Source organism: uncultured Roseobacter sp. (assembly GCF_947488185.1).
In the GTDB taxonomy this organism is placed as follows: Bacteria; Pseudomonadota; Alphaproteobacteria; order Rhodobacterales; family Rhodobacteraceae; genus Roseobacter.
Window position 1 is genome coordinate 134,035 of sequence record NZ_CANKYM010000003.1, and the last position, 14,538, is coordinate 148,572.

The window sequence follows — 14,538 nt, forward strand, 5'->3', positions numbered from 1 at the left end:
CGTGGTCCTGATCAGTTGGTCATTGCAAAAAGGCGAAGGTCATTGGTGCGGTGGCGCGTGAGCCGTTCAAGACAGATGAGAAACAGCTGGCTGGCAATAGTGCCGCCGCGCGCGAGGGTGGCTTCGGCGCTGCAGGCCTGATCACGGAAGGAAATCCAGCTGCGTTGCGCCCGGCGCAGAATGCTTTCGCCGGAAGGCTCATATCCGGGGTCCAGAGTGTCACGGTCTTGCGCCGCCTTGACGGCCAGCTTCCACACGTCGTTCAATTCCTGATCCGCGGCATCGGCGGCCAGGCTGGCGCACCCCGTCATCTCCACTTGCGTGACCGGGTCCGTGCAGTCGAGGTCTTGCGCAAACACCGGGTTGGCACACAAGAGAAATAGGGCGGTATATCCCATGGACCTGATGTGATGGATTGGGTTGCCCGAAAGGCTGCCGCAGCCGGGGCTGGGCCCAACTGCGGCTATGAATATCTGGCGAACGGCGTGCATCAAACCATCGCAAAGATGCGGGCGGGGCCGCCTGTGCCACCCGCGTGGTTTGGCGCTCCCACAACCAGTGTTGCTCCGGCAGCCGGCACCTGATCGAGACCTGCGAGGTTTTCGATGCCGTAGCGTCCGGTGGGCAGCCAGGCATAATGCGTCGCGAAATCGGGCGAAGGTCCGTGATCAAGCGACAGCGTATCCACCGCCATGGCCGCTGCGGTCGTTTCCTCCAGCAGCATCTGCGTGGCCTCGATATGGAAGCCGGGGAAGTGTTTCACCCCATCCGCGTCATTGCCCACGTAGTCCGGGCTGGCTGTCTTGGCCGCCCAGCCCGAATGCATCGCAATACAGGCCTTGTCTGGGATCGCCCCGTTGTCCGAGATCCATGACTTGAGATCATCCGGCGTGACCTGGGCGTCGGCATCCTCAGCGGCCTTTGCCGCGATGTCGATCACGCAGAGCGGCACAACCAGATCACTGACCGGGATTTCATCGACAGATGCACCATCTGCGGAGAAATGCAGCGGGGCGTCGATATGCGTCGCCGTATGCTCGTTAATGCTGAGATTCATCAGGTTGAAGCCATGTTCGGCGAAGTTGAACTGCTGCTCCATCGAGATGCCGGGCACGCCGAAGAATGTGGGAAACTCCGGGCTGAGCTTGTGGGTCATGTCGAAAACCCCGCCGTGGCCCGCCGCCAATGCCGGTGGTGTTGCGGCCATGCCGCCCAAGGTTGCCGCGGCCCCCAAGGCGGCTGTTTTCCTGAAGAAATCGCGCCGCGACAGCATTCGTTCCTTCACCGAATTGATTACGCAGATATCACACATGGTTTTTCCTCCTTCATGGACTGGGCGATCAGAGATCCCCCATGACGTGTTGATTGAAGCCAAACACCCGGCGGGCGCCGGACAAGGGGATCAGTTGGACTTCACGGCGCTGACCGGGCTCGAACCGCACAGCGGTGCCCGCAGCAATGTCGAGCCTGCAGCCACGCGCCGCATCCCTGTCGAACTCTAGCGCGGTATTGCTTTCAGCGAAATGGTAGTGGCTGCCGACCTGCACAGGCCGGTCGCCAGTGTTGGCCACCATCAGCGTGATCGCCTCCGCGCCCTCGTTCAGAACGATCTCGCCGCTTTCGATTATAACTTCCCCGGGGATCATATGCGCATCCTCTGCTTCATTGTTCCAAAAATATGCCGCTGCTACCGGATCGGATTATGAACAGTGACGAGTTTAGTCCCATCCGGAAACGTCGCTTCGACCTGCACGTCGTGGATCATCTCGGGCACGCCCTCCATACACTGGTCACGCGTGATCACCTCCGCCCCGGCCTGCATCATATCCGCAACGGAACGCCCATCGCGTGCCCCTTCGACCACCGCATCGGTGATCAGCGCAATGGCTTCAGGGTGATTGAGCTTCACGCCACGGTCCAGCCTTCTGCGCGCCACCTCGGCGGCCATGGCCACCAACAGTTTGTCTTTTTCACGAGGGGTGAGCTGCATGGGTCAAAGCCTCCAGTTCGCAGGTAGTTTGTGATGCGTCAGTTGGTCCAGCACCGGGATCAGGCGTTGCCGCAATTCGAAACCGTCAGATGCCAGCAGCCGTGCCACCAGCAACCCGTTCGCCAGAAGGCTCGCGCCGCCGGTCACGCCGAAGGTCTCACGGATCATGGGAAGCAGGCCTTCCGCCTCCGGCGCGACCATAACAAGGTTGGCCATTGCGCGCGCACCGCTGCCGATGGCCGGACGGTCAAGGGCCGCAGCTGCATCTCCGTCAAAGGTGACGCCATCGCGATAGATCAGCGTGCCCGCGCGGCGAATGGCTACACGGTCCCGAAACAGAATGCTGCGGGGTTCCTCGCCCATGGCCTGCCTGCCAAAGAGCACTGGTTCCACCATCAGGAACCGACCCTGATCTGCCACCTCAACATCAAGTCGGCGAGATATGGCGCTGGCCTCGTAGAGAATGGTCTCCTGTGGTAGCCAGTTGAGCCGGGCACCATCTTCGACGGTCAGGCGCGTCTTGATCCGGCCGATTTGGCCTGCCTGCGCGCGATAGGCGCGCTCTGCGGCCTGAGTTGTCAGCGTCAGATTGGACCCGTTAGTCGCTGTCGCGGCTACTTCAAACCGGTCCCCACCGGTGATGCCGCCAGCGGTGTTGATCAACGTGGTTTCCAGCAGGTCATTGTTGCGCGGGAACAGCAGCTTCAACGCCCCTGATTGCCGCAACCCATCAATATAAGAACGTCCATCGCGCAGTTTGCTCGACACCAACGCCGACCCGATCGCACGGGGTTGGTCCAGCAAGGTTGCGGGCTGCATCAACAAGTCAAACGGCCTTCGGTTGGTGATTTCTCCGGGCAGCAATCTCACATGGGGCCGGGCCAGTTGCCAGAGTTGGCCCGCTGCTTGGCGCGTTTGCAGGCGGCAGTGCCTATTTTTTGGGCAGATGCTGGCGGGGATGGGCGTGTAAGGCCTTCTGTTGCCAGTGCCGGGCTAGTCGTCCGTGATCAGACCGGGGGTCTTGGGCCCCTGATCCAGCCGCCAGATGTGGTTTGCCATGGCACGCGGAAAGGCTTGCGTGACCAGCGGATCATGCCCCGGCACGATCAGGGTTTTTTGAGAAGCCAGGGCCTCCAGCCTGTCGAAACCGTCCAGCATATTCTGCAAATCGACCACGATGGGGAAAGGTTTGCGGGCAAAGATGTTCTCGTAATAATGCGCGGCATCCGACGCCAGCGCCAGCCACCCCGCCGCAGTGCGCACGCGCACCGCCTGAAGCCCGCGGCTGTGCCCGCCGATGCAATGCACGGTGACCCCTTCGGCGACTTCAGCGTCCCCGTCGTGAAAGACCACTTGACCGGCGTAGAGCCGTTTGACCGCTTCGCAGATATGGCCGGCGGTGAAGGGCATGCGCAGCGTGTCATGACACATGCAGGGGCCCGTGGCATAGGCCATCTCGGCTGTCTGCATATGCAGTTTCGCATTGGGGAAAAGATGCAGGCCACCTGCGTGATCATAGTGCAGATGCGTGACAATCACCGAGGTGATGTCCTCGGGCTTCAGGCCCAGGGGCGCCAGCGAGGCGGCAGGGCCCATGCGAATGGGGCGGTCGCGCAAACGGGCTTCGTCGGCATCATAGCCGGTGTCGACCAGAATGACCTCGGTGCCCCGCCGCAGCACCCACATGAAATAGTCCATGGGGTGGGGCGCATCGTGGTTGTCATCAAAGATGAAACTGTCGCGCCGGGTCCGGGCATTGCGGTCGGCGTATTTTACGGCAAAGACCTCCCAGGTGCTCATTGGGTCACCTTCGCATAGGTTTTCAAAGATTTCGCGGAAATCATGTCGGTGACGGCGGCGTCGAAGGATTTGAAGTGTTCGGAGGCCAGATGCGTCTCGAATGCGGCGGCATCTTCGTAAAGCTCATAGAGAAACACCTCTTCGGGCCGTGCCGGGTCTGTCGCGACATCGAACTGGTGACACCCCGGCTCCTCCGCCAGAGAGGTCGCGGCGTTGCGCGTCATGAGAGGCAGGAAATCTGCCACGTGGTTTGGCTTGATCTGAAATGTGACAACAACCGCAAACATGTCCATCCTTGCAACTACTCTGTTTGTCAATTACGCATGCATTAATGCATACATTAATGTGACTGCCTTTGTTATTATTAAAATATCGACCGGCATGTGACCGCCAGCAAACTGTAAGGGGCGCAAGAATAAATGAAAGAGAGTTTCGACATCGCGGTTTTTCGCGGCGATGGCATCGGGCCGGAGATCACTGACCCGACGCTGGAGATTTTGAACGCCCTCGCGTCGCAGGGGGGCTACACACTATCGTTCAAGGACTGTCCCGCGGGGGCGGCGCATTACGCGCAAACCGGCCAATCGCTGCCGGAGGCCTCGATGCAGGCGGCCCGCGCCGCGGACGCCATTCTGCTCTCTGCTATGGGGCTTCCGTCTGTGCGTTACCCGGATGGCACCGAGATTTCGCCACAGATCGACCTGCGCAAGGCCCTGAACCTTTTTGCCGGGGTGCGCCCGGTGCGGATCTTTCCGGGCCAGAAAACGCCGCTGAACATGCCGGCGGGGAAGGAGGTTGATTTTGTCCTGATCCGGGAAAGCACCGAAGGGTTATTTCACACGCAGGGACGGGGCGAAGTGACGCCGGATGAGGCGCGCGAGACGCTACTGATCACCCGGAAAACCTCGGAGCTGTTGTTCAAATTCGCCTTCAATCTCGCGCGCGAACGCAAAGAGGCCGGGCGCGGTCCGGGACGTGTGACCTGTGTCGACAAGGCGAATGTATTCCGCGCTTTTGCCTTTTTCCGCGCGTTGTTTGATGCTGAGGCGGCAAACCATCCCGATCTGGCCAGCGATCACGCTTATGTCGATGCGATGGCGCTGTGGTTTGTGCAAAAGCCGTGGGAGTTCGATGTGTTGGTCACCGAAAACATGTTTGGGGATATCCTGTCCGATCTGGGCGCGGGCCTGATGGGCGGTCTGGGGGTGGCCCCTTCTGCGGATATCGGGCTGGACCATGCCGTGTTCCAGCCTTGTCATGGCTCGGCGCCGGATATTGCAGGGCAGGGGGTGGCCAACCCGCTGGCGATGATCTTGTCGGCGGCGATGATGCTGGAATGGCTGGGGTTGCGTCACGACCACCCTGCGATGGTTGCCGATGGCGCGCGGCTGCGGGCTGCAACGGAGGGCGTTATCGCCGACGGCCGCGTATTGACCGGCGATCTTGACGGGCGGGCGACAACCGCCGAGGCGGCCGGGGCCGTGACAGCCGCGCTTGGGCGCGCGTAATGGCGGCGGCTCTCAAAGTTGCCTGTCTCGGCGCGGGATACTTCAGCCAGTTCCACTATGGCGCCTGGGCGCGCATTCCGCAGGTCACCTGTGTCGGTGCTGCAGACCGCGACATCGAGGCCGCGCGGGCAACTGGGTTTCCCGCTTTCAACCGATTGGAGCCGATGCTGGCCGCCACCAACCCTGACATCCTCGACATCATCCTGCCGCCGATGGCCCATCGCGCAGCCATTCTGACCGCGCTGGATGCCGGGGTGAAAACCATCATCTGCCAGAAGCCCTTTTGCCGGGACCTGAAAGAGGCTGAGGGGGTGACCTTGCTGGCCGAACAGGCGGGCGCCCGTCTGATCGTTCACGAAAACTTCCGGTTCATGCCGTGGTACCGTGCGATCAGGAAAGAGATTTCCGCAGGGCGCATCGGAACGCCCCTGCAGGCGCATTTTCGTCTGCGGCCCGGTGACGGGCAGGGACCCGACGCCTATCTGGACCGTCAGCCCTATTTCCAGCAGATGCCGCAGTTCCTGGTGCATGAAACCGGCGTGCATTGGATCGACACCTTTCGCTTTTTGTTTGGCAATCCGAATGCCGTCTACGCTGATCTGCGCCAGATCAACCCGGTTATCCAAGGCGAAGACGCAGGCTTTGTGATCTTTGACCACGCGGAGGGCGTGCGGACCCTCTTTGATGGCAACCGCCATTGCGACCATGCGGCGGACAACCAGCGGCGCACGATGGGCGAGGCCTTTTTCGAAGGAACGGCGGGTGTGCTGACCCTGATGGGGGATGGTCGTGTCGATTTTCGGGCGCATGGCCGTCTTGCGGTCGAGCCGGTACTACCGCCCGACACCTGGGAAGGTTTTGGCGGGGACTGCGTCTACCACCTACAAAACCACGTGGTGCGCGCAGTGCTCGATGGGGACGTGCTGGAGAACGAGGCTCATGACTATCTGCAGGTCATAAGGATCAAGGATGCGGTCTACAGATCCGCCGAAACGGGGCAGAAGATTGCACTCCCCTGACCGGGCGTGCCGGTTAAGATCCGAGGCTGTCGCGGATCTGGTCGATCTCGCGGATCACGCTGAATGCCGTTGCCATCGATGTCTTTGCGTTCCCCGATGATGCGGCGTTGTCAATCTGCATGGCAAAGCGTCCCACTGGGCTGTCTACCTCATAGGCATGCGCATTGCCCGGCGCTGCGGGGTCGGCGATCAATTCAACCCTGGTTCCATCAAAACCGGCCCCGGCCAGGGCCAGCGTGGCCGCGACATTGGCGTTTTTCGGATAGGTCTGCGCCGCCTCTCGCGCGGAGCCTGAGAAAAACACGCATGGCGCCGTCAAGGCGGCGAGATCACAGCAATCCTCTGCCGGGGTGCCGCGCCAGGCATCGGGGGGTTTGGTGCCGCGATAGGTTACTGTCACCTCTCCGGCCAGCGTCAGCGCGCTCAGAAGATCAATGCCGCCAATGGCGCCCGGTGGCAGGATCACCCGCGACCGGCCCGATTGCGTTGCCCGTTCCAGAGTGTCGAACAGAGCCTCATCTGCCAACGCGCCGGTGGAGACAATCACCATGTCGAGACCAGCCGCTAGAACAGGTGGGCCGAATTCGGCGACGGCGGTCTGCCCTGCACATTCCACCACCAGATCAGGGGTGGCCTCGATGAGTGTTGTGATGTCATCAGTGATCGTCACGGAGGCTCCTGCCTGTGCGAGAGCCTCATCCTTGAGCGCCTGTGTCAGGGAAGTGGAGCGCACCAGCACGGTTAGATGTGCTGCCGGTTTGGTCCCAAGCCATTCGATGATCGATTGCGCGATATTGCCATACCCGATAATCGCAAGATGCATGTTATCCCCTCCCCAGATATGGGCTCGAACCCCCGAATCTAGACGAGGGCGGGTCCTGCGTCGATCTGCATCTGCGGGAATGGCCATTTTATTGGCGTGGGATATGCCCCATAGTGTCCGGAAGGGCAGCACAAGGCCCAGGACGAGAGGCGAGGGAGCGAGAATGTGTCGCAAAAAGTAGCTGTCATTGGTCTGGGTTCTATGGGGTACGGGATCGCGCAGTCGGCGCTGCGGGCCGGGCATGAAACCTTTGGGAGCGATGTGAATCCCGTCCGGTGTGATGCCTTTGTCGCGGAAGGGGGCAGTTCCGGAGACCTGACCGCCGTCGCCGGTGACCTGGATGCGGCGATTGTCGTGGTTCTGAACGCCCGGCAGACCGAGGATGTCCTCTTTGGGGATGACGGGGTTGTGCCTATGCTCAAGCCCGGTGCGGTTGTTTTGTCCTGCGCCACGGTCCCGCCCGAGGTTGCGCGCAATCTGGCAGCGCGGGCCGCCGCGCATCAAGTGCACTATCTTGATGCGCCAATCTCGGGAGGCGCCGGCAAGGCGGCGTCGGGACAGCTGACAATCATGGCGGCAGGCAGCAGCGAGGCTTTTTCAGCCGCGGCGCCGGTGCTGGAGGCCATCGCGGAAACCGTTTTTGAACTGGGCGATGTCGGCGCCGGGTCGGCGATGAAAGCGGTCAACCAACTGCTGGCCGGGGTGCACATCGCCACAATGGCCGAAGCACTGACCTTTGGCATGACCCAAGGGGTGCCGCCGGAGAAATTCGTTGAAGTCATCAGCAAATGCGCGGGCACAAGCTGGATGCTGGAGAACCGCGCGCCGCATATCGTTGCGGGGGATTACACGCCGCACAGCGCCGTCAACATCTGGCTGAAAGACCTCGGGATCGTGCTGGACATTGCCAAGGGCGACAATTTCAGCGCGCCGCTGACCGCCGCCGCCCTGCAGCAGTTTGTTGCCGCCGCCGGGCAAGGGTTGGGCGGCGAAGACGACGCTGCGGTGGCCAAGGTCTATGCCCGCAACGCCGGTCTGACACTACCGGGCGATGCAGCGGAATGAAAGTACCGACCAAAAGGGCCCTGCTTCCATGACAACACTTCTTGGCTGTATTGCTGATGATTTCACCGGTGCGACCGATCTTGCCGGTCTGCTGGCACGCAGCGGCGTCCGGGTCTCCCTGCGCATTGGAGTGCCATCCGAGCCGCCATCGGAAACCGCTGCTTTCGAGGTGATTGCGCTCAAGTGTCGAACCGCACCGGTTGCGGAGGCGGTGGCGGACTGCCGCGCAGCGTTTGCGTGGTTGAAGAACGCTGGCGCGCAGCGGTTTTTCTGGAAGTATTGCTCCACCTTCGACAGCACGGAGGAGGGCAATATCGGCCCGGTTGCCGAGGCCCTAATGGCTGATCTCGGGGTGCAACAGACAATCTATTGTCCCGCTTTTCCCGAGAATGGACGCTCCATATTCATGGGCAACCTCTTTGTCGGGCAGCAGCCTTTGGCTGAAAGTCCGATGAAGGACCACCCGCTGACCCCGATGAAGGATAGCAACCTGATGCGTCTGCTGGCGCCGCAGGTTACCGGGACAACCGGTCTTGTGGACCGGCTGACCGTGGCGCGGGGGGCGGCGGACATTGGTGTGGCACTGGCCCGGTTGGCGGATGATGGGGTCGCGCATGTGGTCGTCGATGCGGTGGCCGATGCCGATCTGCAGGAGATCGCAACAGCCTGTCGGGATATGCCACTGCTGACCGGCGGCAGTGCGCTCGCGATGCCTCTGCCGTCACTCTATGCGCAGGATGGCAAACTGGAGGTTGACGGCGCCAAGGCTGAACCACCGCTGATCGAACCCGGGGCAATTGTCCTGTCGGGCAGCTGTTCGGCAATGACGCGCGCGCAAGTGGCGTCCTATGCCAAGGACGCGCCGAGTTACCGGCTCGATCCTCTTGTTCTGGCCCGCGACGGGGCCGGGGCGGCACTTGACTGGTTGGCGACACAATCTCCGGACGCCGCTCCGATCATCTATGCCACAGCAAAGCCGGAAGACGTGCGCGCCGCGCAGGCGGAGTTGGGCACCGCACAGGCCGGGGAGGTGGTCGAGGCTGCCCTGGCCAAATTCGCCATCGCAGCGCGGGATCGCGGGACGCGCCGTTTTGTCGTGGCCGGGGGAGAGACATCCGGCGCGGTGACACAGGCGCTTGGCGTCAGCCGTCTCGATATTGGTGCCGAAATCGCACCCGGCGTGCCCTGGACATTCTGCGAGAGCGGCGGACATCAGATCGCGCTCGCCCTGAAGTCCGGCAATTTCGGGACTGAAGACTTTTTCGGCACCGCGCTGGCAAAACTGGAGAACTGAAACGTGACGGACAGAAGACTGCGTGAACAGATGTGCCTGCTGGCCAAATCGCTTTTTGACCGAGGACTTACCGGCGGTAGTACCGGCAACATCTCGGCACGGACAGAGGATGGCGGGCTGCTGGTCAGCCCCACCGGCACCAGTTTTGGTCGCCTCGATCCGGCGCGGCTCAGCCATTTCGACCCGCAGGGCAATCTGGTCTCCGGTGACGCGCCGACAAAGGAGATGCCTCTGCATGCCGCGTTCTACGACACGCGCAGCACCGCGGGGGCTGTTGTGCACCTGCATTCGTGCCATTCGGTGGCGTGGTCGATGATGCCCGAAGTGGACCCGGATAACTTTCTACCCCCCCTGACACCCTATGCGATCATGAAACTGGGCAAGGTCAAGCTGCTGCCATTTTTCCGTCCCGGCGATCCGGCGATGGGCGCGGCGGTGCGCGGTCTGGCGGGCAAAAGAACCGCAGTGATGCTGGCCAACCACGGGCCGGTGGTCGCGGGCAAGGACGTGGAGGCGGCCTGCAATGCCATTGAAGAGTTGGAAGACACCGCGCGCCTTGCCATGCTGATGCGCGGGTATGACGCCAATATGTTGAGCCCCGCACAGGTCACGGATCTGGTCACGCATTTCGATGTGGAGTGGGACACGTGACCCGGTTTTCCGCCAACCTGGGGTTTCTGTGGAACGACAGGCCCCTGCCGGACGCCATTCGCGCCGCGAAATCCGCCGGTTTTGATGCGGTGGAGTGCCATTGGCCCTATGACATACCGGCCGCCGAGGTTGCTGCGGCCCTGTCGGAAACGGGTCTGAGCATGTTGGGGCTCAACACCCGACGGGGGGATGTCGCTACGGGCGAAAACGGTCTATCGGCGTTGGTCGGGCGCGAGAACGAGGCCCGCGAGGCGATTGATGAGGCGCTGGACTACGCGCAGCAGACAGGTACGGGCAAGGTGCATGTAATGGCCGGATTTGCGCAGGGAGAGGCGGCCCATGCCTGTTTCATCTCAGCCCTGCGCTATGCCTGCGACAAGGCCGCGCCTTTGGGCATCAGCATTTTGATTGAACCGTTAAACCATTATGATGCGCCGGGGTATTTTCTGAGCACTACCACGCAGGCGCAGCAGATCATTGCGGAGGTGGAGCGGCCAAATCTGAACCTGATGTTCGACTGCTACCACGTGCAGCTGATGGAGGGCGATCTGAGCCACCGGCTGGAAAAGCTGATGCCGCTGATTGGTCACATCCAGTTTGCCAGCGTGCCCGACCGGGGGCCGCCCGACAGCGGCGAGATCAACTATGCTCATATCTTTGACGTGGTGGCCCGGCTGGGATTCGACGCCCCGCTGGGGGCCGAATATAAATCCACACAGAAAACGGACGAGACATTGGGATGGATGACTAAACTTCGCGCGTAGTCACCGCCTACAGTCCGAACCGTCCGGCGTGTTGTTCGAACACCTCCGTGAAACGATCAATCGCAAGCGGTAGCTTTTGGTAAGGCGGATAGAAAGCTGTTAGCCAGATCTCAGGCGCGCGCCAATCCTCCAGCACCGTTTGAAGTGTGCCAGCTGCAAGCATGTCGGCCACGATAAACCGGGGCAGCAGAACGATCCCTCCGCCCGCCGCAACCATCTGCGCGAGCAAATCACCATTGTTGCAGGCAAACGCGGGTGTGAGCCGCACAGGGCGCATCGTCTCCTCCGCATTGTGCGCCAGATGCCAGGTGTCGCCCTCGGATTGATTGGTGTAGCTCAGGCAGCGGTGGTTTGGCAGATCGGCAGGCGTTGTTAGCGGGGGCGCCTGCTCAAGATAGCCTGGTGCTGCCACCAGGCAGCGGGGCACCGGGCAGATTTTACGCCAGATCGTTGATTTATCTGCGGGCGCTGCGGAAATCCGCAATGCCATATCGTAGCCATCCTTGATGATGTCCACAAAGCTGTCGGTCAGGTTGATCCTGAGGTCGATACCCGGGTGCAATTCCGCAAATTCGGTCAGGGGGGCCTGCAGAAAGCGGGTGCCGAAGGACAAGGGGCAGCTGACCTGCAATGTGCCGCTCAATGCCTTCTGCTGGGCGCGCGCACTGTCATCGGCAGCCGTGAGGGCAGAGATCAGGGGGTGCACTTTCTCAAAGTAAACGGCGCCTGCCTGGGTAAGCGATACTTTCCGCGTGGTGCGGACGAAGAGCTGGACACCAAGGGTCTGTTCAAGATCGGCAATATGGCGGGTGACAGCGGACGACGAGCTGCCTTGCGCGCGCGCCGCAGCGGTAAAGCTGCCTGCGCTTGCCACCTCCATAAAGGTCTTGATCCGTTCCAGGTGCCCGGTCATTTACTATTATCCCATTTCTCGGGATAATTATTTCCACAATAAAACCCTTATCGCAACAGTGAGGCGGAACTATCTTTTGTTGCAACCGGCGCCCCTTGCGGGAGCCCATACCGTTGCAAAGGAACATGCCATGCTTACTCAGATCAAAGGCCTGCATCACATGACGTCGCTCGCCAAGGATGCGGTCGAGAACAACAGCTTTTTCACGCAGGTCCTCGGCCTGCGGCGGGTCAAGAAAACGGTGAACTTCGACGCGCCGGATGTCTACCACCTCTACTACGGGGACGAGGTCGGCACGCCCGGGTCGGTGATGACGTATTTTCCCTTCCCCAACATGGTGAAAGGCAACCGGGGCACGGGCGAGATCGGGGAGACGGTGTTTTCCGTACCCACAGGATCGCTGCCGTTTTGGCAGGAACGCCTTGCTGCGCAGAATGTGCAGGGTCTGGCACGCGAAGATCACTTTGGCGAAGCGCGTCTGCGCTTTAATAACCTCGATGGTGAAGGCTTTGCCCTGGCGGAGGTCGCTGATGACACGCGACCGGCATGGACCGGCAATGGCGTGAGCGCGGATCACGCCATTCGTGGCTTTCACTCAGCCGGGATGCGCCTGCGCGATGATGGCCAGATGGCCGAACTTCTGACCTTCATGGGCTATCAGAAGGTCGACAGGCAGGGAAATGTCACGCGCTACGCCGTCTCGGGTGGTACCGGCGCCAATACCATTGATCTGGTCAATCTGCCGGAGGTTGCACCCGCGCGTGAAGGGGCGGGTTCCGTGCACCACATCGCTTTCGCTGTAGATGACCGGGCGGCCCAGCTTAAGGTGCGCAAGGCACTGCTCGACACCGGCTATGCCGTCACCCCGGTGATTGATCGCGATTACTTCTGGGCGATTTACTTTCGTACGCCCGGTGGCGTTCTTTTCGAGGTCGCCACCAGTGAGCCCGGGTTCGATCGCGACGAGGATGCCGCCCATCTGGGAGAAGCCCTGAAGCTGCCCACCCAGCACGAGCATTTGCGCGAGGCGCTGGAAAAGAAGCTAAAGCCGATCCCGGCCTGATCCCGACCACCGGGAGGCCGCCGCAGCCTGTCCGGTTGCGGCGGTTCCTTACGCGCAAGGACGTGGAAATGCCGCCTTCCGCCGGAATGTGGTTGCAAGCCAAGCCGCTGCGCGAAACAGTTGCCCCTAGGATTCGATAACAGATTGTGCGTTTTCCGCCTTGGGCGTGATGCGCCCAGGTTGCATGGGGGTTTTATGAAAAAAATCTATGATACGGCGTCCTCGGCGCTGGATGGGGTGTTGCAGGACGGCATGTTGATTGCCGCCGGTGGCTTCGGGCTCTGTGGTATCCCCGAGTTGCTTTTGGAGGCGATCAAGGACGCAGGCACCAAGGATCTGACCTTTGCCTCCAACAACGCCGGTGTGGATGATTTTGGCATCGGCATCTTGCTGCAGACCCGGCAGGTCAAGAAGATGATCAGCTCTTACGTCGGCGAAAATGCCGAATTCATGCGCCAGTACTTGTCCGGCGAACTGGAGCTGGAGTTCAACCCGCAAGGCACGCTGGCCGAACGCATGCGTGCAGGCGGCTGCGGCATTCCGGGGTTCTACACCAAAACCGGTGTCGGAACGGTGATCGCCGAGGGCAAGGAGCACAAGGATTTCGACGGGGAGACCTACATCCTGGAACGCGGCATTTTCGCGGATCTGTCCATCGTGAAAGCCTGGAAAGCGGATGAGACAGGCAATCTGGTCTTCCGCAAGACAGCGCGCAACTTCAACCCACCGGCGGCGATGTGCGGCAAGGTCTGCGTGGCTGAAGTGGAAGAGATCGTACCACTGGGCTCGCTCGACCCCGACAGCATCCACTTGCCGGGCATCTACGTGCATCGCCTCATCCAGGGCACCCATGAAAAACGTATCGAACAGCGCACCGTGCGCAAGAAGGAGACCGCTTAATGCCGTGGGATCGCAATCAGATGGCCGCACGGGCGGCGGAAGAGCTCGAAGATGGCATGTATGTCAATCTCGGTATTGGTATTCCGACGCTGGTGGCCAATTACGTAGGCGACAAGGATATTACCCTGCAGTCGGAAAACGGCATGCTGGGCATGGGGCCCTTCCCGTTTGAGGGCGAGGAAGATGCCGATCTGATCAACGCGGGCAAGCAGACGATCACCGAGTTGCGCCGCACGTCGTATTTCGACAGTGCACAAAGCTTCGGCATGATCCGCGGTGGCAAGATCGCGGCGGCCATTCTCGGCGCCATGGAGGTGGCTGAGAATGGTGACCTCGCGAACTGGATGATCCCGGGCAAGCTGGTCAAGGGCATGGGCGGCGCGATGGATCTGGTCGCGGGCGTGGGCCGGGTGATCGTGGTCATGGATCACACCAACAAGCACGGCGACAGCAAGCTTCTGAAGGAATGTACGCTGCCCCTGACAGGTCAGGGCGTGGTTGACCGGATCATCACCAACCTTGGCGTGCTGGACGTGGTGGAGGGTGGTTTAAAGATTGTCGAGACAGCCGAGGGCGTGACCGAAGCGGAGCTGCACGACGCAACAGAAGCCACAATTGTCTGAACACGATGTTGAGCTGCAGAAACTGTTGACGCCTAAACAGCAGCCGGGTTTGATGGGTGACACGCTGCTGTGCCACAAGTCAAAGCGCAACTGGGCCCTCAGCGATGATTGCTGGGGGTTTGGTT

The 14,538-nt window shown here is 61.2% G+C and carries 18 protein-coding genes; 9 read left to right on the plus strand and 9 right to left on the minus strand.

Annotation, left to right across the window (positions count from 1 at the left end; translation table 11 throughout):
• Positions 1–11: 11 nt before the first annotated feature.
• From Q1A52_RS11795 to Q1A52_RS11825, 7 genes are all read right to left on the minus strand, one after another.
• Positions 12–398: a lysozyme inhibitor LprI family protein gene (locus Q1A52_RS11795; RefSeq protein ID WP_300015306.1), complete on the minus strand. Its 387-nt coding sequence runs from the start codon at positions 396–398 to the stop codon at positions 12–14.
• A 92-nt stretch (positions 399–490) separates the two neighbouring features.
• The gene (locus tag Q1A52_RS11800; RefSeq protein WP_300015309.1) at positions 491–1,312 is read right to left on the minus strand and encodes a cyclase family protein; all 822 of its coding nucleotides are present in this window, start codon (positions 1,310–1,312) and stop codon (positions 491–493) included.
• A gap of 28 nt (positions 1,313–1,340) precedes the next feature.
• Positions 1,341–1,646, minus strand: coding sequence for an urease subunit beta (locus tag Q1A52_RS11805; protein WP_300015312.1), 306 nt, complete (start codon positions 1,644–1,646; stop codon positions 1,341–1,343).
• Positions 1,647–1,687: 41 nt separating this feature from the next.
• Positions 1,688–1,990: an urease subunit gamma gene (locus Q1A52_RS11810; RefSeq protein WP_299861872.1), complete on the minus strand. Its 303-nt coding sequence runs from the start codon at positions 1,988–1,990 to the stop codon at positions 1,688–1,690.
• Positions 1,991–1,993: 3 nt separating this feature from the next.
• A complete protein-coding gene (locus tag Q1A52_RS11815) occupies positions 1,994–2,809 on the minus strand; it encodes an urease accessory protein UreD (protein ID WP_300015315.1) in 816 nt (271 codons plus the stop codon).
• A 174-nt stretch (positions 2,810–2,983) separates the two neighbouring features.
• Complete coding sequence (locus Q1A52_RS11820; RefSeq protein WP_300015318.1) at positions 2,984–3,790, minus strand: N-acyl homoserine lactonase family protein; 807 nt, start codon at positions 3,788–3,790, stop codon at positions 2,984–2,986.
• Positions 3,787–4,077, minus strand: a complete 291-nt coding sequence (locus tag Q1A52_RS11825; RefSeq protein WP_300015321.1) for a putative quinol monooxygenase — start codon at positions 4,075–4,077, stop codon at positions 3,787–3,789. The genes Q1A52_RS11820 and Q1A52_RS11825 overlap by 4 nt, the downstream gene beginning before the upstream one ends.
• A gap of 132 nt (positions 4,078–4,209) precedes the next feature.
• Here Q1A52_RS11825 and Q1A52_RS11830 point away from each other — a divergent pair, with 132 nt between their 5' ends.
• On the plus strand, positions 4,210–5,298 hold the full coding sequence (locus tag Q1A52_RS11830) for an isocitrate/isopropylmalate family dehydrogenase (RefSeq protein WP_300015324.1): 1,089 nt from the start codon (positions 4,210–4,212) through the stop codon (positions 5,296–5,298).
• Positions 5,298–6,317 carry a Gfo/Idh/MocA family oxidoreductase gene (locus Q1A52_RS11835; protein WP_300015327.1) on the plus strand — a complete coding sequence of 340 codons (1,020 nt, stop codon included), beginning with the start codon at positions 5,298–5,300 and terminating at the stop codon, positions 6,315–6,317. The genes Q1A52_RS11830 and Q1A52_RS11835 overlap by 1 nt, the downstream gene beginning before the upstream one ends.
• Positions 6,318–6,330: 13 nt before the next feature.
• On the opposite strand, the gene Q1A52_RS11840 is transcribed toward Q1A52_RS11835, so the two are convergent.
• Entirely contained in the window at positions 6,331–7,140 is an 810-nt protein-coding gene (locus Q1A52_RS11840) for an aspartate dehydrogenase (RefSeq protein WP_300015330.1), read from the minus strand.
• A gap of 165 nt (positions 7,141–7,305) precedes the next feature.
• Between Q1A52_RS11840 and ltnD the strand changes: the two genes are divergently transcribed.
• The 4 genes from ltnD to Q1A52_RS11860 are packed head-to-tail and all read left to right on the plus strand — an operon-like array spanning position 7,306 to position 10,914.
• Positions 7,306–8,205 (plus strand): L-threonate dehydrogenase, encoded by a 900-nt coding sequence (gene ltnD / locus Q1A52_RS11845; RefSeq protein ID WP_300015333.1) that lies wholly within the window; start codon positions 7,306–7,308, stop codon positions 8,203–8,205.
• Between the two features lie 28 nt (positions 8,206–8,233).
• On the plus strand, positions 8,234–9,499 hold the full coding sequence (gene otnK, locus Q1A52_RS11850) for a 3-oxo-tetronate kinase (RefSeq protein WP_300015336.1): 1,266 nt from the start codon (positions 8,234–8,236) through the stop codon (positions 9,497–9,499).
• Positions 9,500–9,502: 3 nt separating this feature from the next.
• Positions 9,503–10,150: an aldolase gene (locus Q1A52_RS11855; protein ID WP_300015339.1), complete on the plus strand. Its 648-nt coding sequence runs from the start codon at positions 9,503–9,505 to the stop codon at positions 10,148–10,150.
• Positions 10,147–10,914 (plus strand): TIM barrel protein, encoded by a 768-nt coding sequence (locus Q1A52_RS11860; protein ID WP_300015342.1) that lies wholly within the window; start codon positions 10,147–10,149, stop codon positions 10,912–10,914. The genes Q1A52_RS11855 and Q1A52_RS11860 overlap by 4 nt, the downstream gene beginning before the upstream one ends.
• A 7-nt stretch (positions 10,915–10,921) precedes the next feature.
• On the opposite strand, the gene Q1A52_RS11865 is transcribed toward Q1A52_RS11860, so the two are convergent.
• Complete coding sequence (locus Q1A52_RS11865; protein WP_300015345.1) at positions 10,922–11,827, minus strand: LysR family transcriptional regulator; 906 nt, start codon at positions 11,825–11,827, stop codon at positions 10,922–10,924.
• A gap of 130 nt (positions 11,828–11,957) precedes the next feature.
• On the opposite strand from Q1A52_RS11865, the gene Q1A52_RS11870 reads away from it, so the two are divergent.
• The 3 genes from Q1A52_RS11870 to Q1A52_RS11880 all read left to right on the plus strand — a co-directional run bounded on the left by Q1A52_RS11870 (position 11,958) and on the right by Q1A52_RS11880 (position 14,413).
• Positions 11,958–12,890 (plus strand): VOC family protein, encoded by a 933-nt coding sequence (locus tag Q1A52_RS11870; RefSeq protein WP_300015348.1) that lies wholly within the window; start codon positions 11,958–11,960, stop codon positions 12,888–12,890.
• A gap of 195 nt (positions 12,891–13,085) precedes the next feature.
• Positions 13,086–13,790 (plus strand): CoA transferase subunit A, encoded by a 705-nt coding sequence (locus Q1A52_RS11875; protein WP_300015351.1) that lies wholly within the window; start codon positions 13,086–13,088, stop codon positions 13,788–13,790.
• On the plus strand, positions 13,790–14,413 hold the full coding sequence (locus Q1A52_RS11880) for a 3-oxoacid CoA-transferase subunit B (RefSeq protein ID WP_300015354.1): 624 nt from the start codon (positions 13,790–13,792) through the stop codon (positions 14,411–14,413). The genes Q1A52_RS11875 and Q1A52_RS11880 overlap by 1 nt, the downstream gene beginning before the upstream one ends.
• Positions 14,414–14,538: the final 125 nt, after the last annotated feature.

Excerpts from the sequence above, each read along its gene's own strand:
- Q1A52_RS11795 (WP_300015306.1), bottom strand. The coding sequence starts at position 398 with ATGGGATATACCGCCCTATTTCTCTTGTGTGCCAACCCGGTGTTTGCG.
- Q1A52_RS11800 (WP_300015309.1), bottom strand. The coding sequence starts at position 1,312 with ATGTGTGATATCTGCGTAATCAATTCGGTGAAGGAACGAATGCTGTCG.
- Q1A52_RS11805 (WP_300015312.1), bottom strand. The coding sequence starts at position 1,646 with ATGATCCCCGGGGAAGTTATAATCGAAAGCGGCGAGATCGTTCTGAAC.
- Q1A52_RS11810 (WP_299861872.1), bottom strand. The coding sequence starts at position 1,990 with ATGCAGCTCACCCCTCGTGAAAAAGACAAACTGTTGGTGGCCATGGCC.
- Q1A52_RS11815 (WP_300015315.1), bottom strand. The coding sequence starts at position 2,809 with ATGCAGCCCGCAACCTTGCTGGACCAACCCCGTGCGATCGGGTCGGCG.
- Q1A52_RS11820 (WP_300015318.1), bottom strand. The coding sequence starts at position 3,790 with ATGAGCACCTGGGAGGTCTTTGCCGTAAAATACGCCGACCGCAATGCC.
- Q1A52_RS11825 (WP_300015321.1), bottom strand. The coding sequence starts at position 4,077 with ATGTTTGCGGTTGTTGTCACATTTCAGATCAAGCCAAACCACGTGGCA.
- Q1A52_RS11830 (WP_300015324.1), top strand. The coding sequence starts at position 4,210 with ATGAAAGAGAGTTTCGACATCGCGGTTTTTCGCGGCGATGGCATCGGG.
- Q1A52_RS11835 (WP_300015327.1), top strand. The coding sequence starts at position 5,298 with ATGGCGGCGGCTCTCAAAGTTGCCTGTCTCGGCGCGGGATACTTCAGC.
- Q1A52_RS11840 (WP_300015330.1), bottom strand. The coding sequence starts at position 7,140 with ATGCATCTTGCGATTATCGGGTATGGCAATATCGCGCAATCGATCATC.
- otnK (WP_300015336.1), top strand. The coding sequence starts at position 8,234 with ATGACAACACTTCTTGGCTGTATTGCTGATGATTTCACCGGTGCGACC.
- Q1A52_RS11865 (WP_300015345.1), bottom strand. The coding sequence starts at position 11,827 with ATGACCGGGCACCTGGAACGGATCAAGACCTTTATGGAGGTGGCAAGC.
- Q1A52_RS11870 (WP_300015348.1), top strand. The coding sequence starts at position 11,958 with ATGCTTACTCAGATCAAAGGCCTGCATCACATGACGTCGCTCGCCAAG.
- Q1A52_RS11875 (WP_300015351.1), top strand. The coding sequence starts at position 13,086 with ATGAAAAAAATCTATGATACGGCGTCCTCGGCGCTGGATGGGGTGTTG.
- Q1A52_RS11880 (WP_300015354.1), top strand. The coding sequence starts at position 13,790 with ATGCCGTGGGATCGCAATCAGATGGCCGCACGGGCGGCGGAAGAGCTC.